Origin of the sequence: Ramlibacter aquaticus, assembly GCF_015159745.1 — a bacterium.
Taxonomy (GTDB): domain Bacteria; phylum Pseudomonadota; class Gammaproteobacteria; order Burkholderiales; family Burkholderiaceae_C; genus Ramlibacter; species Ramlibacter aquaticus.
Window position 1 is genome coordinate 1 of record NZ_JADDOJ010000003.1, and the last position, 25,568, is coordinate 25,568.

A 25,568-nucleotide genomic window follows, 5' to 3' on the forward strand; every position below is an offset into this window, starting at 1 on the left:
CCACCCTCCCCTTGCGGGCCGTCCCCCTGCTGGCCTGCGCGGCGCTGCTGGCGGCCGGGCCCGCGCGGGCCCAGGCCGTGGGTGGCGACGACGAATCGCTGCGCGGCTTCGTGGCCCGCCAGGTGGCCGCCCTGCATCCCGAGGCCACCCGCTTCGACGTGCAGCTGGGCACCGTGGAGCGCGCCGCGCTCGCGCCCTGCCGCCGCGCCGAGCCCTTCCTGCCCGCCAGCGCCCGCCTGTGGGGCCGCTCCTCGCTGGGCCTGCGCTGCACCGACGGCGCGACCTGGAGCGTGCTGGTGCCGGTGACCGTGCGCCTGTGGGGCCCGGCCCTGGTGGCCGCGGCGCCCCTGGCCGCCGGCAGCCTGCCCCAGGCGCAGGACGTGCAGGAGCAGGAGATCGAACTCACGCGCGAGGGCTCCGGCGTGCTGCACGACGCGTCCCAGGTGGCCGGCCGCCAGCTGGTGCGCCCGGTCGCCCCCGGCCAGGCGCTGCACGCCGAGATGTTCCGCCTGCCCCAGGTGGTGCAGGCGGGCGACCCGGTGCGCCTTCGCATCCAGGGCCAGGGCTTCGTGCTGACGGCCAGCGGCCAGGCGCTGGGCAGCGCGGCCGAGGGCCAGCCGGTGCGCGTGCGCAGCGAGCTGGGCCGGGTGCTCAGCGGTACCGCGCACGAGGGCCGCACGGTGGACGTGGCGCTCTAGGCCGGCCGGGAAAGCCTGAAATGGCCCGTTTTTTTCCGCTTTACCACCCTACAGTTCCCGCCCGGGCTGCCGAATAATGTGCTGCAGGCCTGTCCCCAGGCCCCGGAGAACCCCATGAAGATCGGATCATCCATCGACCTTTCGCCGGCAGCGGACACCCAGCTGCGGGCCGGCAGGTCCGCCCCGTCCACGGCCGCCGCCGCCCCGGTGGCGGGCGCCAGCGACCAGGTCAGCGTGTCGGCCGCGGGCGCCCAGCTGGGCGGCCTGGGCAGCAGCGACTTCGACCACGCCAAGGTGGAGCAGATCCGCCAGGCCATGCGCGAGGGCCGCTTCCACGTGAACGCCGGCGCCATCGCCGACCGCCTCATCGCCGACGCCACCGCCCTGCTCGGGCCGCGGGCCTGAACGCCATGACGCTGGACTGGCGCGTGGCCGTGGCGGCGGTGGACGCCGCCCTGGACCGCCAGGAGGCGGCCTTGCTGAACGGCCTTGCCGACGACCTGCCGCGCCTGTCGCGCGAGCTGCAGGCCGCCGTTGGCGCCCTGGCCCGCAGTGGCCGGCCCGGCGCCGAGGCGCGCCCGGCCCTGGAACAGCTGGCCCAGCGCGCCCAGGCGCAGCAGGGCATCGTGGCGCGCCGCGGCGCGCAGGTGGAGCAGGCGCTGGCCGCCATCGGCCAGGCCCTTCCCGCCCTCGCGACCCGGCACGCCCAGCGCACCTACGGCGCCAGCGCCTTCGCCGGCGCCTGAGCGCCCGGCCCGGCGCGGGCTTGTGGCAAGCTCGCGCTCTCCCATGAATTCCTCCCCTCCCGCCCCGCAGGGCGGCGCGAACGCACCCGCGGGTGCCATCCACCGCACCATCGCCCTGCTTTCGGCCGCCGCCTTCCTCAGCGGCGTGGCGCTGCGCATTTGCGACGGCCTGCTGCCCCGGCTGGCCGCCGACTTCCAGCTGAGCGCCGGCAGCGCGGGCCGGGTGGTGATCATGTTCTCCATCGCCTACAGCCTGATGCAGCTGCTCTTCGGCCCGCTGGGCGACCGCCTGGGCAAGGCGCGCATGGTGAGCTTCGCCGTGACCGGCTGCGCCGTGCTCGCGGCCTGCGCCGGGCTGGCGCCGGGCTTCGATGCGCTGCTGGCGGCGCGCGTGGGCTGGGGCATGGCCGCCGCCGGCGTCATCCCCCTGGCCATGGCCTGGATCGGCGACGCCGTGCCCTTCGAGGAGCGCCAGCCCACGCTGGCCCGCCTGCTGCTGGGCACGCTCTCGGGGATGATGGCCGGCCAGCTGGCGGGCGGGCTCTTCGGCGACAGCGCGCTGGGCTGGCGGGGTGCCTTCCTGAGCCTCGCGGCCTGCTACGCCGTGGTGGGCGCGCTGCTGCTGTCGCAGCGCCGGGCCATGGCCGCGGCCTCGCCGCCGCCCGGGGCCGGCCACGTGCCCATCCAGCGCCAGTGGCGCGCGGTGCTGGCCTCGGCCTGGAGCCGCACCGTGCTGCTGGCCGTGCTGGCCGAGGGCGTGTTCCTGCTGGGCGCGATGCCCTACCTGCCCACCTTCCTGCACCAGCGCTTCGGGCTCAGCCTCTCGGCCGCGTCCGGCATGGTCGCGCTCTATGCCCTGGGCGGGCTGGTGTACGCGCTCTCCGCTCGGCGCCTGGTCGCCGCGCTGGGGCAGCGGCGCATGGTGGCCATCGGCGGCTGCGTGATGGGCCTGGGCTTCCTGGCGTGGTGGCTCTCACCCTGGGCCTGGGCGGCGGCGCCGGTGGCGCTGGCCGTGGGCTTCGGCACCTACCTGTACCACAACACCCTGCAGACCCTGGCCACGCAGATGACGCCCGAGGCGCGCGGCACGGCGGTCGCGCTGTTCGCCTTCGCATTCTTCTTCGGCCAGGCGCTGGGCAGCTCGGCCTTCGGATGGGCCTTCGACCACTTCGCCGCGGCGGGGCTGCTGCTGCCGCCCGCGCTGGGCCTGCCGCTGGCGGGCTGGGCCTTCGCCGGGGCGCTGGCGCGCCGCGAACGGGCCTGAGAGGGCGCGCGGCCGCCGCCTCAGTCCAGGCTGGCCGAGAACGGCGACTGCCACACATCGAAGGCCGACTGCAGCGGATTCACCGCGCGGGTGCCCAGCATGCGCATGGCGCACTGGCCCAGCTTGACCTGCGACTGCAGCGCGATGGAACTCATTTCCATCCAGTAGCGCGCGCCCTGCTCCAGGTCGAACTTGCCGACCTCGGCCTCCAGCGAGATCGCGTCGGCCGGGGCGGCCTGCGCCAGCCGACGCGAGGCCGACTGGTGGAAGGCGGCGGCCTCGCGGGCGGTGCGGGCCTGCATCTCGCGCAGGGCCTCGAAGCTCTCGAAGAGCGCGGACATCATGTCGGTCGCGACGACCAGTTCCTGGCGCCACAGGTCGCCGGTGGCGCCGGCCGCCGCGCTGGCCATCGCGCCATTGCCCCGGGCCGGCCGTGCCGGCGCCTTGCTTGCAGTGCTCATGCTGTATCCCTTCTGGCTGGACGGACGAGGTGCCGCCGGTGGGCGCGTGGCCGCCCGGCGGATGTCGCTTCCAGTGTGGGTGGGCCGCCGGCCGCCCGCCATGACCTGGCGCAAGGAATGCGGCAGGGCCGGCCCCTCCGGGCCCGTGCAGCTCAGCGGAAGCCTTCGCCGAAGAAGTCGGACTCGTAGGGCCGCGACACGGGCAGGCTCTCGGCGCGCCCGCGCAGCCGCAGCACCAGGCGGCCGCCCGGGTCGCGCCGGGCCAGTTCGATGCGCTTGAGGTTGACGATGCAGCCGCGGTGGATGCGCAGGAAGCTGGCCTTGTCCAGGGCTTCCTCGACGCTGCCGATGCCCATGCGCAGCAGGCCCTCCCAGCCCTCGCGCACCATCACACGGGTGTACTTGCGGTCGGCCAGGAAGTAGTCGACCTCGGCCAGCGGCGACCACACCAGCGCGGTGCCGCGGAACATGCACAGGGCCGAGCGTTCCTGCGCGCGCACCACGGGCGCGGGCTCGGCGAGCAGCGCCTCGGCCTTGGCCAGCGCCTGCGCCAGGCGCTGCGCGCGCAGGGGCTTGAGCACGAAGTCGACCGCGTCGCAGTCGAAGGCGCGCACCGCGAAGATGGGGTCACCCGTCACGAAGATGCAGGGCACGCGGCGTGGCTGGGCCTGCACGATGTCCAGCGAGGTCGCGTTGCCCATGCGCACGTCCAGAATGGCGAGGTCGGGCGGATCGCCGGCCAGCGCCTCGCGCACCTGGGCCGCATCGCTGGCCCGCACGAGCTGCCAGTGCGGCCTCAGCCGCGCCACCGCGTCGGCCATCGCAGCGAGTTGCTGGCGGTCGTCCTCGCCCAGCAGGACCCGCAGCGGACCCTCGGCAGTGTCTTCGCGCATCCCTGGGGTAGCGGCCATGTTCAAGGCATTACAGCACATGCGGATGAGCTGGTGAGTGGTGTCCTACCCGGGCTGCGCACGGCGGACGACAGGCGGCCCCCGGGGGCCGCCGCAGACTTCGCGCTGAAAGGGGGGCGATCACTATGCATCCGTGGCGCTTGGGGTTCGGCAGCGTGGTGATGGCGGTGTCGGCTGTGACGTGGATCACACGCGTGCCCGCTTCCGTGCAGCCCGGCGCGCGCGGCTTCGTGCTGGCCTCGGCCGGGCGCACCGCGCCGGCCGCGGTGGGCAACGCGCGCTGCAGCGTGCCCGCCCGGGACGGCGGCGCCGCGCCGCTGCTGACGCCGCTGGAGCCGCAGGTGCTGCCCTCGCGAACCGTGGTGCTGGTGGACAGCCCGGTCGCGCTGGCCAGCAACGCCACCCCCCACGCGCACTGAGCGCGTCTAGCCCCGCACCGCCAGCAGCACCGCCGAGGCCGGGAACACCGCCACCGCGGGCGCAGCGACGCGCAGGCCCAGCGCCTGCACGCCCTCGTGCGTGACGCTGGCACTGATGACGTCGCCGCCCGGCAGCGTGAGCACCACCAGGCAGGACACCGCGCCCTTCTCGATGCGGGCCACGGTGCCGGCGAGCTGGTTGCGCGCCGACAGCTTCCAGCCGCCGAGCTCGCCGAACAGCACCACCGAGGAGGCTTTGACCAGCGCCAGCGCCTCCTGGCCGCTGGCCAGGCCCAGGGTGCGCGCGGCCTCGGCCGTGAGCGTGGCGGCCAGGGTCGCGCCGGATTTCAGCGCGATGGACACCTCGGCCGACACCGGGCCGGTGACGACCGCGGTCAGGGTGCCCGCGAACTGGTTGCGTGCGCTGGTCTTCATGGTCATCCTCCTCAACAGGCCGGCGAGCGCCGGCGATTCATCCAGGGCCTCTTCCTCGCGGCGCAGGAAACGCTCCATGCGCTGCTCGAGCCGCCGCCAGGCGGCCAGCAGTTCCAGGCCGGCCGGGGTCAGGCGCGTGCCGCCCCCGCCGGCGCCGCCGGTGGCCGCCGCGTAGAGCGGCTCACTCGCCAGGTTGGAGGCGGTCTCCAGCACCAGGCGCGCGCCCTTGTGGCTGAGGCCGGCGACACCGGCCGCGCGGTGCACCGAGCCCGAGTCGTGGATGGCCTGCAGCAGCACGAAGAAGCGCGCGTCCAGCCGCCCCGCCAGCCGCAGCTGGGCCGAGAGCAGGCCGCCGCTCTGCGCGGGCTGGCTCATTCCAGCAGCGCCACGCTCTTGACCAGCGCCCAGACCGGCTGGCCCGGGGCCAGCGCGAGCGCGGCGACCGAGCGCCGCGTGAGTTGCGCCAGCAGCTGCACGCCGCCAGCGCGCACGCGCACCAGCGCCAGGGCCGGGTGCGCGTCGTCGGCGATCGCATCCACCACGCCCGCGAGCTGGTTGCCGATGCTGCTGCGCTCGGGCGGCGTGAGCGCCAGGCTCACGTCGCGCGCCAGCACGCGCACGCGCACCGGCGCGCCCACCGGCTGGCCCGGGTCGCGGGCCCAGAAGTCGCACGGGCCCTGCGGCACGTGCAGCCGCGCGAGCTGCCACTGCGCGTCGCGCGCCGCCACCTCGCCCTGCAGCACCACGCCGGCCTCGTCGCCCAGCGCCAGCGGCGGGTCCAGCCGGGCCAGCACCTGCGAGAGCGGCCCGCTGGCCTGCACGCGGCCGGCCTCCATCAGCACCAGGTGGTCGGCCAGGCGCGCCACCTCGTCCATGGCGTGGCTCACGTAGACCACGGGCAGCGCCAGGTGCCGCTGCAGCCGCTCCAGCCAGGGCAGCACCTCGGCCTTGCGGCGCGGGTCCAACGCGGCCAGCGGCTCGTCCATCAGCAGCAGGCGCGGGCTGCCCGCCAGCGCCCGCGCGATCGCGACCCGCTGGCGCTCGCCGCCCGAGAGCGTGGCGGGCGCGCGCTGCATCAGCGGCGTGATCCCCAGCAGCTCCACTGCCTGCGCCAGCGCCATGCGCCGCTCGGCCGGCGGCGTGCGGGCCAGCCCGTACTGCAGGTTGGCCTGCACGCTGAGGTGCGGGAACAGCGCGGCCTCCTGGATCACGTAGCCCAGGCCGCGGCGGTGCGTGGGCACGAAGCAGCCGGTGGCATCGTCCTGCCAGGGCACGCCGTCGACGACGACGCGCCCCTGGGCCCGCTCCAGCCCCGCCAGCGCCCGCAGCAGGGTGGTCTTGCCGCAGCCCGAGGGGCCGGCCACCGCGCTCACGCCGCGCGAGGGCAGCTGCAGCGCGGCCTCCAGGCCGAAGCCGGGGCGCGCCAGGCGCAGCGCGAGCTCGATCATGCGGCGCGCCCGTGGCGGCGGCCGTCGCGCCGGTACAGCGCCAGCAGCACCGCGAGCGAGAAGGCGAACAGCACCGCCGCCAGGCCGTGCGCCTGCGCCAGCTCGCCCGCCTCCACGTGGTCGTACAGCAGCACCGACAGCGTGCGGGTGCGGCCCTCGATGTTGCCGCCCACCATGAGCACGATGCCGAACTCGCCCACCGTGTGGGCGAAGCCGAGCACCGTGGCCGTGAGCAGGCCGGGCCGCGCCAGGGGCAGCGCGACGCTGAAGAAGCGGTCCGCCGCGCCGGCGCGCAGCGTGGCCGCGGCTTCCAGCACGCGCTCGTCGATGGCCTCGAAGGCCTGCTGCAGCGGCTGCACCACGAAGGGCAGCGAGCACAGCACCGAGGCCACCACCAGGCCACCGAAGCTGAAGGGCAACAGGCCCAGGCCCAGCGCCTGCGTGGCCCGCCCGGCCAGGCCCTGCGGGCCCATCAGCACCAGCAGGTAGAAGCCCAGCACGGTGGGCGGCAGCACCAGCGGCGTGGCCACCAGCGCGGCGGCCAGCGCCCGCAGGCGCGAACGCGTGCGCGCCAGCCACCAGGCCAGCGGCGTGCCCAGCAGCAGCAAGAGCAGCGTGGCCACGCCCGCCAGCGCGGCGGTGAGCCGCGCGGCCTGCCATTCGGCGGCGCCGAAGCTCATGGCAGACCGTAGCCCCAGGCCTGGATCTCGGCCCGCGCGGACGGGCCGCGCAGCCAGTCCAGCAGGGCGCGCGCGGCCGGGTTGGCGGCGCCGGGCTGCAGCAGCACCGCGTCCTGGCGGATGGGCGCATGCAGGTCGGCCGGCACCGGCCACAGCGAGCCGCCCGCGGGCTTGCCGGGCACGCTCACCTGCGACAGGGCCACGAAGCCCAGCTCGGCATTGCCGCTGGCGACGAACTGGAAGGCCTGGGCGATCGATTCCCCCACCACCAGCCGGTCGGCCAGCGCCGCCTCCAGGCCGCGCGCGTGCAGCACCTGCATCGCCGCCTCGCCGTAGGGTGCGAGCCTGGGGTTGGCGATCGCCAGGTGGCGAAAGCGCCCCGTGGCCAGCACCGCGCCCTGGGCGTCGACCAGGCCGGGCGTGGCGCTCCACAGGGCCAGCCGCCCCAGCGCGTAGGTGAAGCGGGTGCCGGGCACCGCCAGCCCCTGCGCTTCCAGAAAGCGCGGCGTCTGCTCGTCGGCCGCCAGCAGCACGTCGAAGGGGGCGCCGGCCTGCACCTGCGCCCGGAACTTGCCGGTGGCGCCCGGCGTGATGCGCACCGCGTGCCCGGTCGCGGCCGTGAAGGCCTGGGCGATGCGGGCCATGGGGGCGGCGAAGTTGGCGGCCACTGCGAGCTGCACCTCGCCGGCGCGGGCCAGGCCGAGACGCCTGCCGCGCTGGCGGCCGCCTACGCCCGGGAGGCTGGCGCACCGCCCTCGGCCGAGCGCGGCCAGCAGTTCTTCACCACCCGCCATGGCGCCGAATGGGCCTGTGCCAGCTGCCATGGCGCGGTGCCCGTGCAGGCCGGCCGCCATGCCGCGACCGGCCGCACCATCGCCGCGCTGGCGCCCGCCGCCAACCCGGCCCGGCTGACCGATCCCGCCAAGGTCGAGAAATGGCTGGGCCGCAACTGCAAGGACGTGGCCGGCCGGGCCTGCAGCGCGCAGGAGAAGGCCGACGTGTTGACATGGCTCAACACGCTGCAGCCCTGAGGCGATGACCATGAAATCCCGCAACCACCCCGTGACCCGCCGGTTCGCCGGGCTCGCCGTCTGGGCGCTGTGCGGCGCGGCGCTGGCCGAAGGCGGCCGGCCCGCGGTGCCCCTGCTGCCCAGGTACGTGCAGGAGTGCGCCGCCTGCCACGTCGCCTACCCGCCCGGCATGCTGCCCGCAGCGTCCTGGGAGCGCCTGATGAAGACCCTGCCGCAGCACTTCGGCAACGACGCCTCGCTGGACGCCGCGACCCAGCGCGATCTCTCGCGCTGGCTGCAGGCCAACGCCGGCGGTGGCGCACCGCCGCCGCAGGACCGCATCACCCGCAGTGCGTGGTTCGTGCGCGAGCACAACGAGATCCCGGCCGCCGTGTGGCAGCGGCCCGCCATCCGGCAAGCATCCAACTGCGCGGCCTGCCACACCCGCGCCGACCAGGGAGATTTCAATGAACACACCGTCCGCATCCCCCGCTGACGGCCGCGTCCTCGTCTGGGACGCCCCCGTGCGCGTCTTCCACTGGCTGCTCGCGGCCAGCTTCGCCGGCGCCTGGCTCACGGCCGAATCCGAAACCTGGCGCCTCGTGCACGTGACGCTGGGCTACACCCTGGCCGGCCTGGTGGCCTTCCGCGTCGTCTGGGGTCTGGTTGGCACGCGGCACGCCCGCTTCAGCGATTTCGTGCGCGGCCCGGCCGACATCTGGCGCTACCTGCGCTCGCTGGCCACGGGGCACCCGGAACCCCATGCCGGACACAACCCGGCCGGCGCCCTGGCCATCGTGGGCCTGCTGGTCCTGGCGGCGGCCACGGCGGCTACCGGCTGGGCCAACGATGTCGACCTGGGCGGCGAGTGGGTGGAGGAGCTGCATGAAGGCCTGGCCACTGCCATGCTGGTGCTGGTCGTCGTGCACGTGGCCGGCGTGCTCATCGGTAGCTTCGCCCACCGCGAGAACCTGGTGCGCGCCATGGTCACCGGCCGCCGCGCCGCGCCGCCGGCCGAAGCCATACGCTCCGCGCGCCGCTGGGTGGCGGTGCTGCTGGTCGCCGCCGTGGCGGGCTTCTGGGCCTTCCAGTGGCAGTCCGCCGGCTCGATCACCGGGGCGACGGGCCAGGCCGGCGTCGCCCGCGACGCCGACGACTGAGAACGGGGCCGCGGGCGATGCGCATCCTGCTGGTGGAAGACGACGTCCTGCTGGGCGACGGGCTGCGGGCCGGCCTGCGCCAGCAGGGCTTCACGGTCGACTGGGTGCGCACCGGCGACGCGGCCGAACGTGAGCTGCGCAGCGGCGCCTACGCGGCGGCCGTGCTGGACCTCGGGCTGCCCAACCTGGACGGGCTGCAGGTGCTGGAATCGGTGCGCCGCGCCGGCGTGGCGGTCCCCGTGCTGGTGCTCACCGCACGCGACGCGGTGCCCGACCGCATCCGCGGCCTGGACGCCGGGGCCGACGACTACATCGCCAAACCGGTGGACCTGGGCGAGCTGGGCGCGCGGCTGCGCGCGCTGGTGCGCCGCGCCCATGGCCAGGCGCACGACCTGCTGCGGGCCAGCGGCGTGCAGCTCGACCCCGCCGCGCGCAGCGTCACCCAGCACGGCGTGCCGGTGCCGCTGGCCTCGCGCGAGTTCGACCTGCTGGAGGCGCTGATGCGCAACCCGGGCCGCGTGCTCACCCGCGAACAGCTGGAGCAGCACCTGTACGCCTGGGGGCGCGAGGTCGAGAGCAACGCCGTCGAGGTGCACGTGCACCACCTGCGCCGCAAGCTGGGCGCCGGCATGATCCACACCGTGCGCGGCGTGGGCTACATGCTGGCCGGCTCGCCCGCATGAACGCGGCCCCGGCCGCGGGCCGCACCCGCACCCCGTCGATCCAGCGCCGCGTGCTGGCCCTGGTGCTGGCCGCGTCGGCGGCCCTGTGGCTGGGCGCCGCCGCCCTCACCTACCTGGACGCCCGCCACGAGCTCGACGAGCTGCTGGACGCCCACCTGGCGCAGGCCGCCGCCCTGCTCGCCGTGCAGCAGTCCGGCGAGCAGGAGGCGCAGCGCGACGACGCGCCGGTGCTGCACCGCTACGCGCCGCGCGTGGCCTTCTAGGTCTTCGACGAGGGCCGGCTGGTGCTGCGTTCGGCGAACGCACCGGTCACGCCGCTGGTCGCCGCCGACCCGCGGGCCGGCGACCACTTCAGCAGCGTGGACGTGGACGGCCAGCCCTGGCGCGTGTTCCAGGCCACGGCCCGCCAGGGCGAGCTGCGGGTCATCGTCGGCGAACAGGCCGCCGCGCGCGGCGCCATCCTGCGCGCCGTGCTGCGCAGCACGCTGTGGCCGCTGCTGGTGGCGTTGCCGCTGGGCGCGCTGGCGCTGTGGTGGAGCGTGCGCGCCGGCCTCGCGCCGCTGCATGCGCTGGGCGTCGCCCTGGCGCGGCGCTCGCCCGACGACGCGCAGGCCTTCACGCTGCCGGCCGCACCGGCCGAGATCCGGCCGGTGCTGGACGCGCTCAACGGCCTGCTGGAGCGCATCGCCGTCCTGCGCGCGGCCGAGCGGCGCTTCATCGCCGACGCCGCCCACGAGCTGCGCACCCCGATCGCCGCCATCCGCGCCCAGGCGCAGGTGGCGATGGGCGAGCCGGACGCCGCGCTGCGGACGCACGCGCTGCAGGCCACCTTGGCCGGCTGCGACCGCGCGGCCCGGCTGGCCGACCAGCTGCTGCAGCTCTCGCGGCTCGAATCCGGCGCGGCGCTGGCCTGTCAGCCGCTGGACCTGGCGGCGCTGGCGCGCCAGGCCCTGGCCGATGCGACACCCGCCGCCCTGGCGCAGGGCCAGGTGCTCTCGCTGGAGGCGGCCGGGCCGGTGACGATGCAGGGCGACGCCACGCTGCTCGGCCTGCTGCTGCGCAACCTGGTGGACAACGCGGTGCGGCACGCCGGCCCGGGCGCGCAGGTGGTGGTCACCGTGGAGGCCGGGGCCGGCCGGGCGCGCCTGGCCGTGGACGACAGCGGCCCCGGCGTCGCCGAGGAGGCGCTGCAGCGCCTGGGCGAGCGCTTCTTCCGCGTGCTGGGCACGGCCGCGAGCGGCAGCGGGCTGGGCCTGTCCATCGTGCAGCGCGTGGCCCAGGCGCATGGCGGCACGCTGGCGCTGCGCCGCTCGCCGCTGGGCGGGCTGGGCGCGCAGGTGCTGCTGCCGCTCAGGCCGCCGGCAGGGTGAAGAAGAAGGTGGCGCCGCGGTCCACCGCGGCCTCGGCCCAGACCCGGCCCCCCAGCCGGGTGATCGCCCGGTGCACGATCGCCAGGCCGATGCCGCTGCCGGGGAACTCGCTCACGGTGTGCATGCGCTTGAAGGGCTTGAACAGGCCGGCGGCATGCGCCATGTCGAAGCCGGCGCCGTTGTCGCGCACGTAGCAGCCCACCATGCCCGGCTCGGCGGGCTCGAAGGCGCCGATCTCGATCACCGGCTGTGCCACCTGCGAGGAGTACTTGAGCGCGTTGTCCAGCAGGTTGGCGATGGCGGTGCGCAGCAGGGCCCGGTCGCCCCGGGCCTCGGGCAGGCTGCCGATGCGCCAGGTCACCTCCTGCCCGGCCTGCGGCCCATGCCCCCACTCGGCGACCATGCGGGTGAACTTCTCGTGCAGCCCGATGCGCACCGGGTGCAGCTCGGCGCGGCTGATACGCGCCAGCGCGAGCAGGCTCTCGATGATGGCGTTCATGTCCTGCGCCTGCCGCCGCACCGCCTCCACCCAGCGGCGGGTGCGCTCGGGCGCGTGCGCCAGCTCGCTGGAGAGCAGGTCGGCGTAGGAGACCAGCCGGCCCAGCGGGCTGCGCAGGTCGTGCGCCGCCGAGTACGAGAAGGCCTCCAGGTCGGCGTTGGCGATGCTCAGCTCCCGGGTGCGCTGCTGCACCCGGTGCTCCAGGTCCTGGTTCAGCGCCTGCAGGGCCTCGCGGTCGGCACGCTGCTGGGTCACGTCCTCCACGTGCGAGAGGATCAGCGGCGGTGCGTCCGGGGCCTCGCGCATCAGCGAGGCCCGGATGTGCAGCCAGGCCTCGCTGCCGTCCTTGCGCAGGATCTGCCGCGTCTCCTCGATGCGCTCCAGCGTGCCGGAGGCCAGCTGCTGCAACAGCGCGCGGCGGTTGGCGCGCACCGGCTCGGGCGTGTGCAGTTCGCTGGGCATGGCCAGCAATTCCTGCAGGCTGTAGCCCAGCAGCGTGCACATCGCCGGGTTGGCATGCAGCCAGCGCCCCTGCACGTCCATCAGCACGATGCCGATGCTGGAGGCTTCCATGGCGGTCGCATAGCGGCGCTCGAAGCGGGCCGCGTCCAGCATCGCGCCGTCCAGCCGGCGCAGGTAGCGCGCCAGCAGCACCACCAGCAGCACCAGCCCGCCCGCGAGCACCAGCGCCACCAGGGCCCGGCTGCGGGCCCGTGTCCAGACCGGGGCCAGCAGGGCCGACTTGTCCAGGCCGCGCGCGATGATGAGGCCGGAGCCCGCCATCACGCGCCAGCTGAAGACACGCAGCACGCCGTCCACGGCCGAGCGCACCTCGGCGCTGCCGGTCGGACCGGTGCGGGCCAGCACGAGCTCGCGCACGCGCGGGTTGGCGGGCAGGCGCAGCAGCGCGCGGCCGGTGGCCGGGTCCAGGATCACGGTGGTTCCCCGGTACACCGAGGAGGCCGGGCCCAGGGCCTGCGCCAGCTGGGGCAGCCGCAATTCGGCGCGCACATAGCCCGGCACCGCACCGCGCACTTCGCACCAAAGCGGCAGCACGAACTCGCCGTCCACCGCGCTGGGCTCGGCAAAGCCCAGCAGCAGCTCGCGCTCGCCCAGGTGGGCCACGGCGATGCCGACCTGCGTGCCCGCGCGCAGGCCGCGGCGGCGCACCGGGAAATCGGCCGAGGACGCGAGCACGCCGCCCACGCCGTCGGTGTAGAGCAGGCGCGCCGCGCCGGTGGCATCCCAGAGCTCGCGCCGCAGCTGCTCGTGCAGCACCGCCTCGTCGGAATGCGCCGGCAGCAGCTGGGGATCTTCCAGCAGCAGGGCGGCGGAGATGGTGGCGTTGGCGGCGTCACGCAGGGTGGCCGACCAGGCGCTCTCCAGGGCCTGCAGCTCGGCCGCCGAGCGGGTGTCGCTGTCCTGCAGCACGGCGTCGTGGTCGCGCCAGGTGTCCAGCACCGTGACGCCGATGACCGCGGCCAGGAGGATGCCGGTGAGCAGCGCGAGGAATCTCTCGCGCCCCCGGCGGGACTGCTTCAGGCGGGACTGCATGTTGAGCTGGAGTATGTCGCCAACTCATGCATGCGGCCAAGCCCCGCCCCCCTGCGTTCAGAAACTCTGCCAGTCGTCGTCGGTGCCGGTGCGGGCCGCCGCCGGGGCGGCGGCCGGCAGGGCGGGCACGGTGCGCGAGGCCGGCGCGCGGCTGGCTGCGCCCGGCCGGGGGGCGGCCAGGGCCGCGGGCCGGGGCGCGGCGAGGCCGGCGGGCCGCGCGGCCGGCCGGGCCAGCGCCAGGGTGGGCGCCATGGGCGCGTTGGCCGCCGGGCTGCCGGCGACGCGGAACACGGAGACCGCGCCCACCAGCTGCGCGGCCTGGGACTTCAGGCTGTCGGCGGCGGCGGCGCTCTGCTCCACCAGCGCGGCGTTCTGCTGCGTGGCCTGGTCCATCTGGTTCACGGCTTCGCCGATCTGGGCCACGCCGGCGCTCTGCTCGCGGCTGGCGGCGGCGATGCCCGCCATCAGCTGCGTCACGCGCGAGATGGAGTCGACGACCTCGCCCATGGTCGCGCCGGCCTGGTCGACCAGGGCCGTGCCCTGCTCCACCCGGCCCACGCTGTCGGTGATGAGGGCCTTGATCTCCTTGGCGGCGTCGGCGCTGCGCTGGGCCAGGTTGCGCACCTCGCTGGCGACCACGGCGAAGCCGCGGCCCTGTTCGCCGGCGCGGGCGGCTTCCACCGCCGCGTTCAGGGCCAGGATGTTGGTCTGGAAGGCGATGCCGTCGATGACGCTGATGATGTCGGCGATCTTGCGCGAGCTCTCGTTGATGCCCTTCATGGTCTGCACCACCTGGCCGACCACCTCGCCGCCGCGCGCGGCGACGCCCGAGGCCTGCTCCGCGAGCGCGTTGCCCTGCTCGGCGTTGTCCGCGTTCTGCTGCACCGTGCCGGCCAGCTGCTTCATGGAGGCGGCGGTCTGCTGCAGCGCGGAGGCCTGCTCCTCGGTGCGGCTGGAGAGGTCCTGGTTGCCCTGCGCGATCTGCGCGCTGGCCGTGGCCACGCCGTCGGCGTTGCCGCGCACGCCGCCGACGATGGCCGACAGGCTTTCCTGCATGCGGCGCAGCGCGGCCAGCAGGCTGCGGTCGTCGCCCGGACGGGTGTGGATGGCCAGGCTCAGGTCGCCGTCGGCGACGCGCCGGGCCAGCGCCACGGCGTCGGCGGGCTCGCCGCCGATCTGGCCGGTGACGTTGCGCACGATCAGCAGCGCCAGCACGCAGGCGATCACGAGCGACAGCCCGCCGATGGCGAAGATCCAGGTGCGGGCGGTGTCGTAGGCATGCGCCGCCTCGGCGGCGGCCACCTTGCTGCCCTTGTCGTTGATGTCGACCAGGGCGCCCAGCTCGCTGGCCATGGCGGTGAAGGCACTGCTGGAATCGCCGTGGAACAGCGCACGGCCGGCGGGCGCGGCCTTCTCGCCGCCGCGCGCGAGCTCGATGAGCCGGGGCCGCAACGCGATCCAGGCCTGGCGGTGCCTGGCGAACTGCTCGAAGTGCTGCCGCTCGTCGGCCGAGCTGATCAGGGGCTCGTAGCGCGCGAGCAGGCCCTGCTGCACCACGCGCAGCTCGTCCAGCTTCTTGACCTGCGAATCCAGGTCGGCCGCGTCCAGGGCCAGCAGCAGGTTGGCTTCCGCGCGGCGCAGCTGGTTGGCCGTGGTGCGGATCTCGCCCAGCACCTTGATGCTGGGCAGCCAGTTGCCGGCGATGTCCTGCGCGGCGGCGTTGACCTGGACCAGCCGGTTCAGGGCGACGCCGCCGACCAGCAGCGTGAGGGCCAGCATGACGGCGAAGGCGAGTCCCAGCTTGGTGCTGAGTTTGGTGGAACGGGTGGCATTCATGACGGGGCTCCGGGGATCGGGAGGGGACAGGTGCGCGTGTGGGCCTACCACGCCTTGAGGCGGGCCCGCAGCCGCGCCACCGATTGGCTGTGCAGCTGGCAGACCCGGGATTCGGTCACGCCGAGCACGGCGGCGATTTCCTTCAGGTTCATGTCGTGCTCGTAGTACATGCTCATCACGTACTGCTCGCGCTCGGGCAGGTCCTCGATGGCCGCCACCAGGGCCTCGCGGAAGCGCCGGTCGGAGAGCTTGGCGGCCGGGTCGGCCGAGGCGTCGGGCTCGACGTGGCGGTCCAGGTAATGGGTGTCGTTGTCGTCGGCTTCGTAGTCGTCGGTGTAGACCAGCTGCGCGCCGCGCACGTCCACCAGCATGTCGTGGTAGTCCTCCAGCGTGACGCCCATCTGCTTGGCGATCTCGCTGTCGCTGGGCGCGCGGCGCAGCCGGTGCTCCAGCACGCGCACCGCCTCGGCGATGTCGCGCTGGCTCTTGCGCACCGAGCGGGGCACCCAGTCGGTGCCGCGCAACTCGTCCAGCATCGCGCCGCGCACGCGTTGCAGGGCGAAGGTCTCGAACTGCGCGCCATGGCCGGCCTCGTAGCGCTGCATGGCCTCCATCAGGCCCATCACGCCGGCCTGCACCAGGTCGTCCAGCTCCACGTTGGCCGGGAGCCGGCCCACCATGCGCGTCGCGGCACGGCGCACCATGGGCAGGTACTGCTCGATGCTGGCCTGGGAGTCCAGGGTTCCTTTGGCGGTGTACATGGTTCTTCTTCCTCAGTGCAAAGGCATGACGGCGGTTTCGAGCAGGGACTGTGCGGCCAGGCGCAGCCCGGCGGCATCCGGGGAGTCGACGCGGCCGGCGTAGCGCACGTCCACGTCCAGGAAGCGCAGCGCGGCCGCGGCGATGCGGGCGTGGTCGGTGCGGGCCTGGGCCTCGTCGGCCGCGCCCTGCACCACGCAGGCGAAGCGGCGGTAGCCGAAGCCCTCGGCCAGCTGCTTGACCAGCCCGTAGGCGTGCACGGTGCCGGCGGTGCCGGGAAACAGGCTCACGATGGGCACGCTCTCCTGCGGCGCGGCCAGGCAGGCGAGCTCGCCGGCGGGCATGGCGAGCAGCAGCTCGTCGAAGCCCTGCTGCAGCCGCGAGAAGGCCTCCAGCAGGCGCCAGGAGGGTTCGCCCGAGGCGGCGAAGGCTTCCACGCCGCGGTCGGCGCGCAGCACCCAGACGCCGCCGGCGGCGGGCTGGGCCACTTCGTCGAAGGCATGGTCGCCCTGCAGCAGGTCCATCAGTTCCAGGCGCGGACGCAGGCCGAAGGCCGAGGTGACCGCGCCGCGGCCGGCGTCCACCACCAGGGTGCGGCGCCCCAGCGAGGCCAGGGCCTGCGCCAGCTGGGCGATCCAGGGCGCTGGGCCCTGGTGCTCGGCCAGGGGGAAGGCCAGCACGCCCAGCGCCGGCGGCGCCATCAGCGCGCGCAGGCCGGCCGCCTGGTCCAGTCCGCCATCAAGCATGACGCGCTCCGGGGCCGCTGCGGCCGTCGCTGGGGGTGGTGACCAGCAGGCCCAGTTCGGCGTCGTCGGCCGCCCAGGCGCTGCTGGCCGGCTTCATCAGCGCCTTCTGAACCAGCACGCGGGCGTCGGCGGCATGCCAGTCCTCGGGCACGCGCTGGCCGTTGGCGAAGCCTTCCACCCGCAGCTTGTGGCGGATGGCGACGTCGACGGCGGCGCCGGTCTTCACGGCTTCGTCCAGCTTGCTGATCACGCAGCGCGTGCCGTTGCCGGCGCCATAGGCGACGGCCACCTCGTCCAGGGTTTCGGCCTGCGCGGCGGCGTTGAGCACCACCATGCGCTGCAGGCGGCCGGCCGGCAGCGCGGCGAAGAGTTCGGACAGGCGCCGGTCGCGCTGGCCCACGCCCACCGTGTCCACCAGCACCAGCTTCTTGCCGGCGAAGAGGTTGAGCAGGTCGGCCAGCGAGGCGCCGTCGCGCGCGGTGTGCACCGGGATGTTGAGCAGGCGGCCGAAGGCGCGCAGCTGGTCGCTGGCCGCCATGCGGTAGGTGTCCACCGTGATCAGGCCCACCGAGGCCGCGCCGTGGCGCGCCGCGAAGTGGGCCGCGATCTTGGCGCAGGTGGTGGTCTTGCCGACGCCGGTGGGGCCCACGAGCGCGAAGGCGCCGCCCTGGGCCAGCAGGGAGTCTTCCTCGCCGGTGCAGCGCAGGTTGTGCGAGAGAACGTCCAGCAGCCACTTCTCGGCCTGCGCCTCGCTGCCGTCCTGCGGCGCGCGCTGCACCAGCTGGCGGGCGATGGCGGTGGAGAAGCCGTTGCCCAGCATCAGGCGCAGCAGGTGCGTCTGGGTGGGGCTGCGGCGCACGCTGTCGAACCAGGACAGGCCGGCCAGCTGCGAGCTGATCATGCTGCGCATGGCGCGCAGCTCGGCCATCAGCGCCGCCGGGTCGGGGCCGATCTGCGCGGCCTCCTCGAAGGCGCGCACGGCGGCCGGCTGCGGGCGCAGAGACTGCATCTCCTGCGACAGCGCCTCGGCGGCGAAACGGCCCGGCTCCACCGGCGCGACGCGCGGGACGGCTGGCGGCGGCTCGCTGGCCTCGAAGGACGGCGCGGGCGGCAGGGCCGCCGGCTGGGCGGCGCCGGCGAGCAAGTCCTGGCGCTGGCGCTCGCGCACGAATTCCTGGAAGGACACGGTGCTCATGGGCGCGGCGGCATCGGCGGGCGTGGCCTCGGCCCGGCGCACCGAGCGCACGGGCGCGGCGGCCGGCGCAGGCAGGGCCGCGGCCTCGGCGCTGGGCATGGCCAGGATCTCCACGCCGCCCGGCACCGGGCGGTTGGAAAGCACGACCGCGAGGTCGCCGAAGGCGGCCCGGGCCTGGGCCATGGCCTCGCGGGCGTTCTTGCCGACAAAGCGTTTGACGTTCATGGTGTCACTCCGATCACGCGCTGGATCTGGATGGAATGGCTGCGCGGAATTTCCGAATGGGCGAGCACGTGCAGCCGGGGGGCCTTGCGGCGAAGCAGTCGCGCCATGGCGCTGCGGATGCGGTCAGGCACCAGCAGGCAGGCGGGCAGGCCCGACTCCTCCTGTGCCTTGGCGGCCTGGGCGGCCTGCTCGCAGAGCAGCTCGCCCATGGCGGGGTCCAGGGGGGCCGGCGACTGCGGCGCGAGCGCCTGCACCAGCACCTGCTCCAGGCCGGGTTCCACGGCCAGGATGCCGAGCTCGCGCACCGGGCCGTACAGCGTCTGCACGATGGCGGGGGCCAGGCCCACGCGCACCAGCCGCGTCATCTCCTCGGCGTCCTGCACATGCGCGTTCTCGGCCAGCAGCTCGAGGATGCCGCGCAGGTCGCGGATGTGGATGGTCTCGTCCAGCAGGTTGCGCAGCACCTTCTGCAGCGTGGCCAGCGGCACCATCTTGGGCACCGTCTCGTCGACCAGCGCGGGCGCGAACTTCTTGGTGTGGTCCAGCAGCTCCTGCACCTCGCCGCGGCCCAGCAGCTCCGCCGCGTGGGACTGCATGACGTGGTTCAGGTGCGTGGCCAGCACCGTGGCGGCGTCGACCACGGTGTAGCCGGCGGCCTGCGCGCCCTCGCGCAGCCGGGCCTCGATCCAGACCGCGTCCAGGCCGAAGGCCGGGTCCTTGGTGGCGGTGCCGGCCAGCGGCACCTTGATGTGGCCGGGGTTGATGGCCATGTACATGCCCGAGAAGGCCTGGCCCTCGCCCACCACCACGCCCTTGAGCAGGATGCGGTAGGCCGAGGGGTGCAGCTCCAGGTTGTCGCGGATGTGCACCGCCGGGGGCAGGAAGCCGACCTCGCCGGCGAACTTCTTGCGCACGCCCTTGATGCGGGCCAGCAGGTCGCCGCCCTGGTTCTTGTCCACCAGCGCGATCAGGCGGTAGCCCACTTCCAGGCCCAGCGTGTCCACCGGGGTGACGTCCTCCCAGCTCGCCTCGGCGTTGGCCTGCGGCACCGGGGGCGCGGCGGTCGGGTCGGCGGCCTTGGGGCGGGCGGCGATGCGGGCCAGCGCCCAGGCGCCCCAGCCGCAGGCACCGGCCAGCACCAGGAAGGGGATGTGCGGCATGCCGGGCACCAGGCCCAGCACCGCGAGCACACCGGCCGTCAGGCCCAGCGCGCGCGGGATGGAGAAGAGCTGCGCCGCCACCTGCTTGCCGATGTCGTCCTCGCCCACGCGCGAGACGATCAGGCCGGCGGCGACGGAGATCACCAGCGCCGGCACCTGGGCCACCAGGCCGTCGCCGATCGCCAGCAGGGTGTAGTTCTCGACGGCGGTGCCGAAGGGCAGGTTGTGCTGCAACATGCCGATGGCCAGGCCACCGATCACGTTGATGAACAGGATCATGATGCCGGCGATCGCATCGCCGCGCACGAACTTGGAGGCGCCGTCCATGGAGCCGTAGAACTCGGCCTCCTGGGTGACTTCGCTGCGGCGCTGGCGGGCCTGCTTCTCGTTGATGCTGCCGGCGGCCAGGTCGGCGTCAATCGCCATCTGCTTGCCGGGCATGGCGTCCAGGGCGAAACGCGCCGACACCTCGGCGATGCGGCCCGCGCCCTTGGTGATGACCACGAAGTTGATGATGGTCAGGATCGCGAACACCACGATGCCGACCGCGAAGCTGCCGCCGATCAGGAAGTGGGCGAAGGATTCGATCACCTGGCCGGCGGCGCCGGTGCCGGTGTGGCCGTTCAGCAGCACCGCGCGGGTGGAGGCCACGTTCAGCGACAGGCGCAGCAGCGTGGTCACCAGCAGCACGCTGGGGAAGCTGGCGAATTCCAGCGTGCGCTGGGTGTAGCTGGAGACGATCAGCACCACCAGCGCCAGCGCGATGTTGAAGGAGAACAGCAGGTCCAGCGCGAAGGGCGGCAGCGGCACCAGCATCATGGCCAGCACCATGACGATGAGCGCCGGCGCGCCCAGGGCGCGCGGGTGCGGCATCAGGGCCATCAGGCCGGGCTTGCCGGCGGCGGGCGCGGGCAGCGTGGGCGTGCTCATGCCTCAGCCTCCTCGGCGGCCTGTTCCTTGGGGTCCATGCCGGCCGGCACCTCGATGACGGGCTCGGCCGGCGGACGCAGCGCGGTGCGCAGGCGGTACACCCAGGCCAGCACCTGCGCGACGGCGTTGTACAGCTCGACCGGGATCTCGCGCCCGACCTCGCCATGGCGGAACAGCGCGCGCGCCAGGGGCGGCGCCTCCAGCACCGGCACGCGCGAGGCGGCGGCCACCTCGCGGATCTTGAGCGCCAGCAGGTCCGCGCCCATGGCCACGATGCGCGGCGCGCCCGGGCTGTGCTCGTCGTACTGCAGCGCGACGGCGTAGTGCGTGGGGTTGGTGACGACCACGCTGGCCTTGGGCACGTCGGCCAGCATGCGGCCGCGCGAGAGCTCGCGGGCGCGGCGGCGGCGCTCGCCCTTCATGTGCGGGTCGCCCTCGGATTCCTTGTTCTCCTGGCGCGCTTCCTCGTGCGTCATGCGCATCTCGGCGCGGAAGTTGAAGATCTGCAGCGGCACGTCGGCCAGGGCCGACAGCACGCACACGCCCACCAGCAGGGTGAGGCCGCTGGCCAGCCAGGCGCTGCCCTCGGCCAGGCCCTGGGCCAGCGGCACGCGGGCCAGCAGGTCGATATCCTGCGCGTGATGGGCGACGTACCAGGCGCCGCCGCCGACCAGGCCGGCGGCCATCGCGACCAGGCGCAGGTGGCCCAGCAGGTGGCGCCAGCCCAGCATGCGCGAGATGCCGGCCAGCGGGTTGACGCGGTCGAATTTCGGCTCCAGCGCCTGCAGCGTGAAGTTCCAGCCGCCCACGGCCACGGCCGCGGCGGCCAGCGCCAGCGCGAGCGCGCCGGCGACCGGGACGATCAGTTCCAGGCCCTGCAGGCCGAAGGCGGCGAGCCGGGGGGCCAGGCGGCCGGTCTCGAAGGCGGCCTGGCGATCGAAGGTGAGGCCGGCGGCCACGATGGCCAGGGCCTGGCGGCCCAGCCAGGGGCCACCGGCGGTGAGCAGGCCCAGCATGCCCAGGATGGCGGCCAGGTGCGCCAGTTCGCGCGAGCGCGGCAGCTGGCCCTCTTCACGGGCTTGCTGCAGACGCCGCTCCGACGCCGGGAGGTGGCGGTCTTCGCGACTGGCTTCGGAGGCGGACATGGAACGCTGGCTTGCAGGGGTAGTGCAGCCATTGTTCTGTCGCGCGCGACTTCCTTAAGGGTGGAAGAAAGGGGGGAAACCGGGGTTTCTCGGCGCCCCGGGTCGCCGGCGGCCCGCGGGGCCGCGGGCGGATCAGAACCCCAGGCTCTCCAGCAGGTCGTCCACCCCGGCCTGGTCGGTCACCACGTCGGTGCGGCCGGTGGCATCGGCCACCGGGCCGTCCAGCATGCCGTGCTCGGCCACCACCTCGGGCGGGGAGGCGTCCAGCAGGAGCTTGAGCAGCTTGTCCTCCAGGTCGGCGGCGGTCTGCACCACCTTGCCCACGGTCTGGCCGGTCAGGTCATGGAAGTCCTGGGCCATCATGATCTCCGTCAGCTGGGTGTGCGTCGCCTCGGCGTTGTCGCGCACGAACTTCGTGAAGTCGCGCAGCGCGCCGGCGGGGGGCCGCCCGCTGTCCAGCATGGCCTCCACCCGGGTGACTTCGTCCAGCAGCAGGCCCTGCCGGGCCTGGGCCGCGTCCACGGTGTTGAGCACCTTCTCGGCCGCCTCGCCCGTCACGCGGGCGATGAAGGACAGGCGCGAGCGGGCGTCCGGCAGCCGGCCCAGCGAGGACTGGATCTGCTTGTCGTAGCCCAGCTCGCGCAGGGCGTCGTGCAGCTGGCGGGTGATCTCGCCCACCCGCTGGTAGAAATGCTGGGCCTCGTCGGGCTTTGCGGTGAGTACTTCGGCCATGGGGTGCTCCTTCAGGCCGCGGCCAACTTCTGCAGGATCTTGGTGACCTTCTCTTCCAGCGTCGCCTTGGTGAAGGGCTTGACGATGTAGCCGGAGGCGCCGTTCTGTGCCGCGAGCACGATGTCCTCCTTGCGCGCCTCGGCGGTGATCATCAGCACCGGCAGGGATTTGAGCTGGGGATCGGCACGAATCTGCGACAGCAGCTCGAAGCCGTTCATGTTCGGCATGTTGATGTCGGACACGACGAAATCGAAGTCGCCGCCGCGCAGCTTCTGCAGGGCCGCCACGCCGTCCTCCGCCTCGTCGGCGTTGGCGTGGCCGGCTTCCTTGAGCAGGTTGCGCACGATGCGTCGCATGGTGGAAAAGTCGTCGACGATCAGGAACTTCAGATCGGGGGTGCTCATGGCTTGGCTCCGGGGACGTTGGAAGGGGTGGCGTCGGGCTGGGCCGCCGCAGGGGCGGCCTCGCCTTCGCGCTGGCTGAGGATCTTCTCGAGGGCCTGGGCCTCGGACACCGGCACTTCGGTGCCGGAGGCCCAGCGGGCGCTGCCCAGCTGGCCGAGGACCAGGATGGAAATGCGGCGGTTCAGCGGACTCTGCGGGTCGGCCGCGTCGAAGGGCACGGAGGAGCCCAGGCCGAGCACGCGCACCACGCGGTCCTCGGCCAGGCCGCCGGCGAGCAGCTCGCGGCGCGAGGCGTTGGCACGGTCGGCCGACAGCTCCCAGTTGGAGTAGCCGCGTTCGCCGCCGCTGTAGGGCGAGGCGTCGGTGTGGCCGGACAGCACCACGCGGCCGTCCGCATCATTGACCAGGCGGCCGATGTTGCGCAGCAGCTCGCGCATGTAGTCCTTCACCCGGGCGCTGCCGCTGTCGAACATGGGGCGGCCCTGCTCGTCCACGATCTGGATGCGCAGCCCGTCCGGCACGATGTCCATGCGCAGCTGCTTCTTCAGGCCCGCCAGCACGGCGTTGGCCTGCATGGCGCCCTCGATCTGCGATTGCACCTTCTTCATGCGGTTGGTGTCGGCGGCCTCGACCTCCGAGCGCAGGGCTTGCAGGTTGAAAGTCTTGCTGGGCGCCTCGATCTCGCCGCGCTTCACGCTGCCGTTGGTGCGGGTGAGGATGGTGCCGCCGCCCTTGATGATGGAGGAGGAATCGCCCGAGCCCGAGCCCCCGGTGAGCGCCACCTTGAGCGGGCTCTGGAAGTAGGCGGCGATGCCCTGCAGGTCGCCCTGGGCGGTGGAGCCCAGCAGCCACATCAGCAGGAAGAAGGCCATCATGGCGGTGACGAAGTCGGCGTAGGCGATCTTCCAGGCGCCGCCATGGTGACCGCCGTGGCCGCCCTTCTTGACGCGCTTGATGATGATGGGCTGGAGTTTTCCGGGGGCGCTCATGGTGCTTCCTTCAGGCGGGCTTCTTCTGGCCCTTGACGTGGCCTTCCAGCTCGGCGAAGCCGGGACGCTCGGTGGAATACAGCACCTTGCGGCCGAACTCCAGGGCCACCGCCGGGGCGTAGCCCTGCACGCTGGCCAGCAGCGTGGCCTTCACGCACTGCAGCTCCTTCGTGGCCTCGTCGACCTTCTGGTTGGCCAGCTGGGCGAGCGGGCTGACGAAGCCGTAGGCCAGCAGGATGCCCAGGAAGGTGCCGACCAGGGCGCCGGCGATCATCTGCCCCAGCACGGCCGGCGAGGCGCCGACCGAGGCCATGGTCTTCACCACCCCCAGCACGGCGGCCACGATGCCGAAGGCCGGCAGGCCGTCGCCCACGGTCTGGATCGCGCTGGCGGGAACCGAGGCCTCGTGGTGGTGGGTCTCGATCTCGTTGTCCATCAGGTTCTCGATCTCGTGCGCGTTCAGGTTGCCCGAGACCATCATGCGCAGGTAGTCGGTGATGAACTCCATCAGGTGGTGGTCGGCGCTGATGATGGGGTACTTCCTGAACAGCGCGCTCTCTTCCGGCTTCTCGATGTCCGACTCGATGGACATCAGGCCTTCCTTGCGTGCCTTGACCAGCACGTCGTAGAGCAGCGACATCAGCTCCATGTAGCGCGCCTTGCTGTACTTGGAGCCCTTGAGCAGGCTGGGCACGAACTTGAAGGTGGCCTTGATGGTCTTGCCGCTGTTGCCGACCAGGAAGGCGCCGATCGCGGCGCCGGCGATCACGAACAGTTCGTGCGGGGCGGCGTGGACGATGACGGCGAAGTTGCCGCCGGCCAGGGCATAGCCCCCCAGCACGCACCCCAGCACCATCACATAGCCTGCAATCACGAACATGGATGAATCACTTCCCTTGTGGCGGCAGCGGCGGGACTGCCGGGCTGCACAGCCAAGGTTTCGGCAGCAGGGCGGGGTTCTTGAGCGGGAGGGCCTGGCCGGGCTGCCGAAAACACGGGACGAAAAAAAACCCCCCATGGCGGGGGGCGGGAGAGAAGCAGGCGAATCGGTTCCGGGGCCGGGCGCGTGTCAGCGGATGGCGCCGACGCGGCGGCTCTTGCCGGCGCGGGCGGGCGGCTCGCACAGGCCGCACACGAAGGGCTTGTAGCGGTTGTCCCACTCGTGGGTGTGGGTGACGAACTGGCCGTTGCAGTGGCCGCAGCGGGTCAGGCACAGCATGTCGCTGTCGACGAACTTCACCAGGCGCCAGGCGCGGGTGATGGACAGCTGCGGCTCCACGCCCATGATGCGCGATTCCTCGCAATACAGCTGCCAGGCCTTGATCAGGAGGTCCACGCTCTCCAGGGCGCTGGTCTTGTTCAGGTTCTCGTGGATGTTCATGAACAGCGAACTGTGGATGTTCGGCTGCCACGAGATGAACCAGTCGGTGGAGTACGGCAGCTGGCCCTTGGAGGGCGACTCGCCGGTGACTTCGCGGTACAGGCGGACCAGGCGCTCGTGCGACAGGTTGGTCTCCGCCTCGAGCACTGCCATGCGCGCGCCCAGCTTGATCAGCTCGATGGCGCGGGTGACGTCCAGGTTCTCGTCCAGCAGGCTCTTGGATTTCATGGCTAGCTCCTCGGGATGCGTAAGATGCGTGGGCCGCCTCAGTTGGCGAGGCCGGCGCCGACCTGGCCGGCCATCAGCACGCTGGCGTGCAGGCGGTCCACGTTGGCGTCCATCTCGGCGCGGGGGGCGTGGCTGTCGGTCAGCAGGCCCCAGATCAGCTCGTCGCCGAAGCGCACGGTGCACAGCAGCACGTTGCGCGAGGCCACGCGCACCAACTGCTGCGGGGACATCTGCATCAGCAGCTCGGCGACGTCCTCGGTGATGCCCAGGCGGTACAGGGCCTGGGCCTTGTCGCCGCGGATCATGGCCTGGGCGAGCATCAGGTACGAGAGGTTCAGGTCACGGATCTCGTTGGTGAGTTGGTGCGAGGTCATGGGGGCTCCGGAGTAAGTTGTTTCGGATTGCTGCTTCAATGTGACGAAGTGTGAGCAACGTAAACGCAAACTGAATACGCGCTTTGCTCATGACCCCTAAGGAAATTGCCTAGGGGTTGAAAAACA

General features: G+C 73.4%; 30 protein-coding genes. 11 read left to right on the forward strand and 19 right to left on the reverse strand.

Going from position 1 to position 25,568, the window contains the following annotated elements:
• From flgA to IM725_RS01175, 4 genes are all read left to right on the forward strand, one after another.
• Positions 1-698, forward strand: a 698-nt coding sequence (flgA, locus tag IM725_RS01160; RefSeq protein WP_193778730.1) for a flagellar basal body P-ring formation chaperone FlgA, incomplete at its 5' end; no start/stop codon positions are given.
• Positions 699-812: 114 nt separating this feature from the next.
• Positions 813-1,103 carry a flagellar biosynthesis anti-sigma factor FlgM gene (gene flgM / locus IM725_RS01165; protein ID WP_193778731.1) on the forward strand — a complete coding sequence of 97 codons (291 nt, stop codon included), beginning with the start codon at positions 813-815 and terminating at the stop codon, positions 1,101-1,103.
• A gap of 5 nt (positions 1,104-1,108) precedes the next feature.
• Positions 1,109-1,444, forward strand: a complete 336-nt coding sequence (locus tag IM725_RS01170; protein ID WP_193778732.1) for a hypothetical protein — start codon at positions 1,109-1,111, stop codon at positions 1,442-1,444.
• 43 nt (positions 1,445-1,487) lie between these two features.
• On the forward strand, positions 1,488-2,708 hold the full coding sequence (locus tag IM725_RS01175) for an MFS transporter (protein WP_193778733.1): 1,221 nt from the start codon (positions 1,488-1,490) through the stop codon (positions 2,706-2,708).
• Positions 2,709-2,728: 20 nt separating this feature from the next.
• Here the strand turns inward: IM725_RS01175 and IM725_RS01180 are convergent, their stop codons facing one another.
• Both IM725_RS01180 and IM725_RS01185 read right to left on the reverse strand, forming a co-directional pair.
• Complete coding sequence (locus tag IM725_RS01180; RefSeq protein ID WP_193778734.1) at positions 2,729-3,169, reverse strand: phasin family protein; 441 nt, start codon at positions 3,167-3,169, stop codon at positions 2,729-2,731.
• A gap of 152 nt (positions 3,170-3,321) precedes the next feature.
• Positions 3,322-4,062, reverse strand: a complete 741-nt coding sequence (locus IM725_RS01185; protein WP_193778735.1) for a LytR/AlgR family response regulator transcription factor — start codon at positions 4,060-4,062, stop codon at positions 3,322-3,324.
• 212 nt (positions 4,063-4,274) lie between these two features.
• On the opposite strand from IM725_RS01185, the gene IM725_RS01190 reads away from it, so the two are divergent.
• Positions 4,275-4,499, forward strand: coding sequence for a hypothetical protein (locus tag IM725_RS01190; RefSeq protein ID WP_193778736.1), 225 nt, complete (start codon positions 4,275-4,277; stop codon positions 4,497-4,499).
• Between the two features lie 6 nt (positions 4,500-4,505).
• Here IM725_RS01190 and IM725_RS01195 read toward each other — a convergent pair whose 3' ends face one another.
• From IM725_RS01195 to modA, 4 genes are read right to left on the reverse strand one after another with little or no spacing between them, the layout of a single operon-like run.
• Positions 4,506-5,309, reverse strand: a complete 804-nt coding sequence (locus tag IM725_RS01195) for a TOBE domain-containing protein (protein WP_193778737.1) — start codon at positions 5,307-5,309, stop codon at positions 4,506-4,508.
• Positions 5,306-6,382, reverse strand: a complete 1,077-nt coding sequence (gene modC / locus IM725_RS01200) for a molybdenum ABC transporter ATP-binding protein (protein ID WP_193778738.1) — start codon at positions 6,380-6,382, stop codon at positions 5,306-5,308. The genes IM725_RS01195 and modC overlap by 4 nt, the downstream gene beginning before the upstream one ends.
• A complete protein-coding gene (gene modB / locus IM725_RS01205) occupies positions 6,379-7,062 on the reverse strand; it encodes a molybdate ABC transporter permease subunit (protein ID WP_193778739.1) in 684 nt (227 codons plus the stop codon). Before modB ends, modC begins: the two co-directional genes overlap by 4 nt.
• Positions 7,059-7,706 (reverse strand): molybdate ABC transporter substrate-binding protein, encoded by a 648-nt coding sequence (gene modA / locus IM725_RS01210; protein ID WP_321576180.1) that lies wholly within the window; start codon positions 7,704-7,706, stop codon positions 7,059-7,061. Before modA ends, modB begins: the two co-directional genes overlap by 4 nt.
• Before the next feature lie 30 nt (positions 7,707-7,736).
• On the opposite strand from modA, the gene IM725_RS01215 reads away from it, so the two are divergent.
• The 6 genes from IM725_RS01215 to IM725_RS01235 are packed head-to-tail and all read left to right on the forward strand — an operon-like array spanning position 7,737 to position 11,285.
• Positions 7,737-8,093 (forward strand): DUF1924 domain-containing protein, encoded by a 357-nt coding sequence (locus IM725_RS01215; RefSeq protein WP_193778837.1) that lies wholly within the window; start codon positions 7,737-7,739, stop codon positions 8,091-8,093.
• 10 nt (positions 8,094-8,103) lie between these two features.
• Complete coding sequence (locus IM725_RS01220; RefSeq protein WP_227753489.1) at positions 8,104-8,568, forward strand: diheme cytochrome c; 465 nt, start codon at positions 8,104-8,106, stop codon at positions 8,566-8,568.
• The gene (locus tag IM725_RS01225; protein WP_193778742.1) at positions 8,540-9,232 is read left to right on the forward strand and encodes a cytochrome b/b6 domain-containing protein; all 693 of its coding nucleotides are present in this window, start codon (positions 8,540-8,542) and stop codon (positions 9,230-9,232) included. The genes IM725_RS01220 and IM725_RS01225 overlap by 29 nt, the downstream gene beginning before the upstream one ends.
• A 17-nt stretch (positions 9,233-9,249) precedes the next feature.
• On the forward strand, positions 9,250-9,915 hold the full coding sequence (locus IM725_RS01230) for a winged helix-turn-helix domain-containing protein (RefSeq protein WP_193778743.1): 666 nt from the start codon (positions 9,250-9,252) through the stop codon (positions 9,913-9,915).
• Complete coding sequence (locus IM725_RS20685; RefSeq protein ID WP_321576181.1) at positions 9,912-10,178, forward strand: hypothetical protein; 267 nt, start codon at positions 9,912-9,914, stop codon at positions 10,176-10,178. Before IM725_RS01230 ends, IM725_RS20685 begins: the two co-directional genes overlap by 4 nt.
• Before the next feature lie 21 nt (positions 10,179-10,199).
• Positions 10,200-11,285 carry an ATP-binding protein gene (locus tag IM725_RS01235; protein WP_321576182.1) on the forward strand — a complete coding sequence of 362 codons (1,086 nt, stop codon included), beginning with the start codon at positions 10,200-10,202 and terminating at the stop codon, positions 11,283-11,285.
• Here IM725_RS01235 and IM725_RS20580 read toward each other — a convergent pair.
• From IM725_RS20580 to flhD, 13 genes are all read right to left on the reverse strand, one after another.
• The gene (locus IM725_RS20580) at positions 11,266-13,338 is read right to left on the reverse strand and encodes a sensor histidine kinase (RefSeq protein WP_193778744.1); all 2,073 of its coding nucleotides are present in this window, start codon (positions 13,336-13,338) and stop codon (positions 11,266-11,268) included. The two genes, IM725_RS01235 and IM725_RS20580, sit on opposite strands and share 20 nt — an antisense overlap.
• Positions 13,339-13,395: 57 nt before the next feature.
• Positions 13,396-15,174 carry a methyl-accepting chemotaxis protein gene (locus IM725_RS01245; protein ID WP_193778745.1) on the reverse strand — a complete coding sequence of 593 codons (1,779 nt, stop codon included), beginning with the start codon at positions 15,172-15,174 and terminating at the stop codon, positions 13,396-13,398.
• Between the two features lie 44 nt (positions 15,175-15,218).
• Positions 15,219-15,935: an RNA polymerase sigma factor FliA gene (locus IM725_RS01250; RefSeq protein WP_193778746.1), complete on the reverse strand. Its 717-nt coding sequence runs from the start codon at positions 15,933-15,935 to the stop codon at positions 15,219-15,221.
• A gap of 12 nt (positions 15,936-15,947) precedes the next feature.
• Positions 15,948-16,679, reverse strand: coding sequence for a MinD/ParA family ATP-binding protein (locus tag IM725_RS01255; protein WP_193778747.1), 732 nt, complete (start codon positions 16,677-16,679; stop codon positions 15,948-15,950).
• Complete coding sequence (gene flhF, locus IM725_RS01260) at positions 16,672-18,099, reverse strand: flagellar biosynthesis protein FlhF (RefSeq protein WP_193778748.1); 1,428 nt, start codon at positions 18,097-18,099, stop codon at positions 16,672-16,674. The genes IM725_RS01255 and flhF overlap by 8 nt, the downstream gene beginning before the upstream one ends.
• Positions 18,096-20,189 carry a flagellar biosynthesis protein FlhA gene (gene flhA / locus IM725_RS01265; protein ID WP_193778749.1) on the reverse strand — a complete coding sequence of 698 codons (2,094 nt, stop codon included), beginning with the start codon at positions 20,187-20,189 and terminating at the stop codon, positions 18,096-18,098. Before flhA ends, flhF begins: the two co-directional genes overlap by 4 nt.
• On the reverse strand, positions 20,186-21,334 hold the full coding sequence (locus IM725_RS01270; RefSeq protein WP_193778750.1) for an EscU/YscU/HrcU family type III secretion system export apparatus switch protein: 1,149 nt from the start codon (positions 21,332-21,334) through the stop codon (positions 20,186-20,188). The genes flhA and IM725_RS01270 overlap by 4 nt, the downstream gene beginning before the upstream one ends.
• A 132-nt stretch (positions 21,335-21,466) precedes the next feature.
• Entirely contained in the window at positions 21,467-22,066 is a 600-nt protein-coding gene (locus tag IM725_RS01275; RefSeq protein WP_193778751.1) for a protein phosphatase CheZ, read from the reverse strand.
• A gap of 11 nt (positions 22,067-22,077) precedes the next feature.
• Positions 22,078-22,470 (reverse strand): chemotaxis response regulator CheY, encoded by a 393-nt coding sequence (gene cheY / locus IM725_RS01280; protein WP_193778752.1) that lies wholly within the window; start codon positions 22,468-22,470, stop codon positions 22,078-22,080.
• Complete coding sequence (gene motB, locus IM725_RS01285) at positions 22,467-23,459, reverse strand: flagellar motor protein MotB (protein ID WP_193778753.1); 993 nt, start codon at positions 23,457-23,459, stop codon at positions 22,467-22,469. Before motB ends, cheY begins: the two co-directional genes overlap by 4 nt.
• 10 nt (positions 23,460-23,469) lie before the next feature.
• The gene (motA, locus tag IM725_RS01290; RefSeq protein WP_193778754.1) at positions 23,470-24,339 is read right to left on the reverse strand and encodes a flagellar motor stator protein MotA; all 870 of its coding nucleotides are present in this window, start codon (positions 24,337-24,339) and stop codon (positions 23,470-23,472) included.
• Between the two features lie 189 nt (positions 24,340-24,528).
• On the reverse strand, positions 24,529-25,068 hold the full coding sequence (gene flhC / locus IM725_RS01295; RefSeq protein WP_193778755.1) for a flagellar transcriptional regulator FlhC: 540 nt from the start codon (positions 25,066-25,068) through the stop codon (positions 24,529-24,531).
• 38 nt (positions 25,069-25,106) lie between these two features.
• Positions 25,107-25,442, reverse strand: coding sequence for a flagellar transcriptional regulator FlhD (gene flhD, locus IM725_RS01300; protein ID WP_193778756.1), 336 nt, complete (start codon positions 25,440-25,442; stop codon positions 25,107-25,109).
• Between the last annotated feature and the right edge of the window lie 126 nt (positions 25,443-25,568).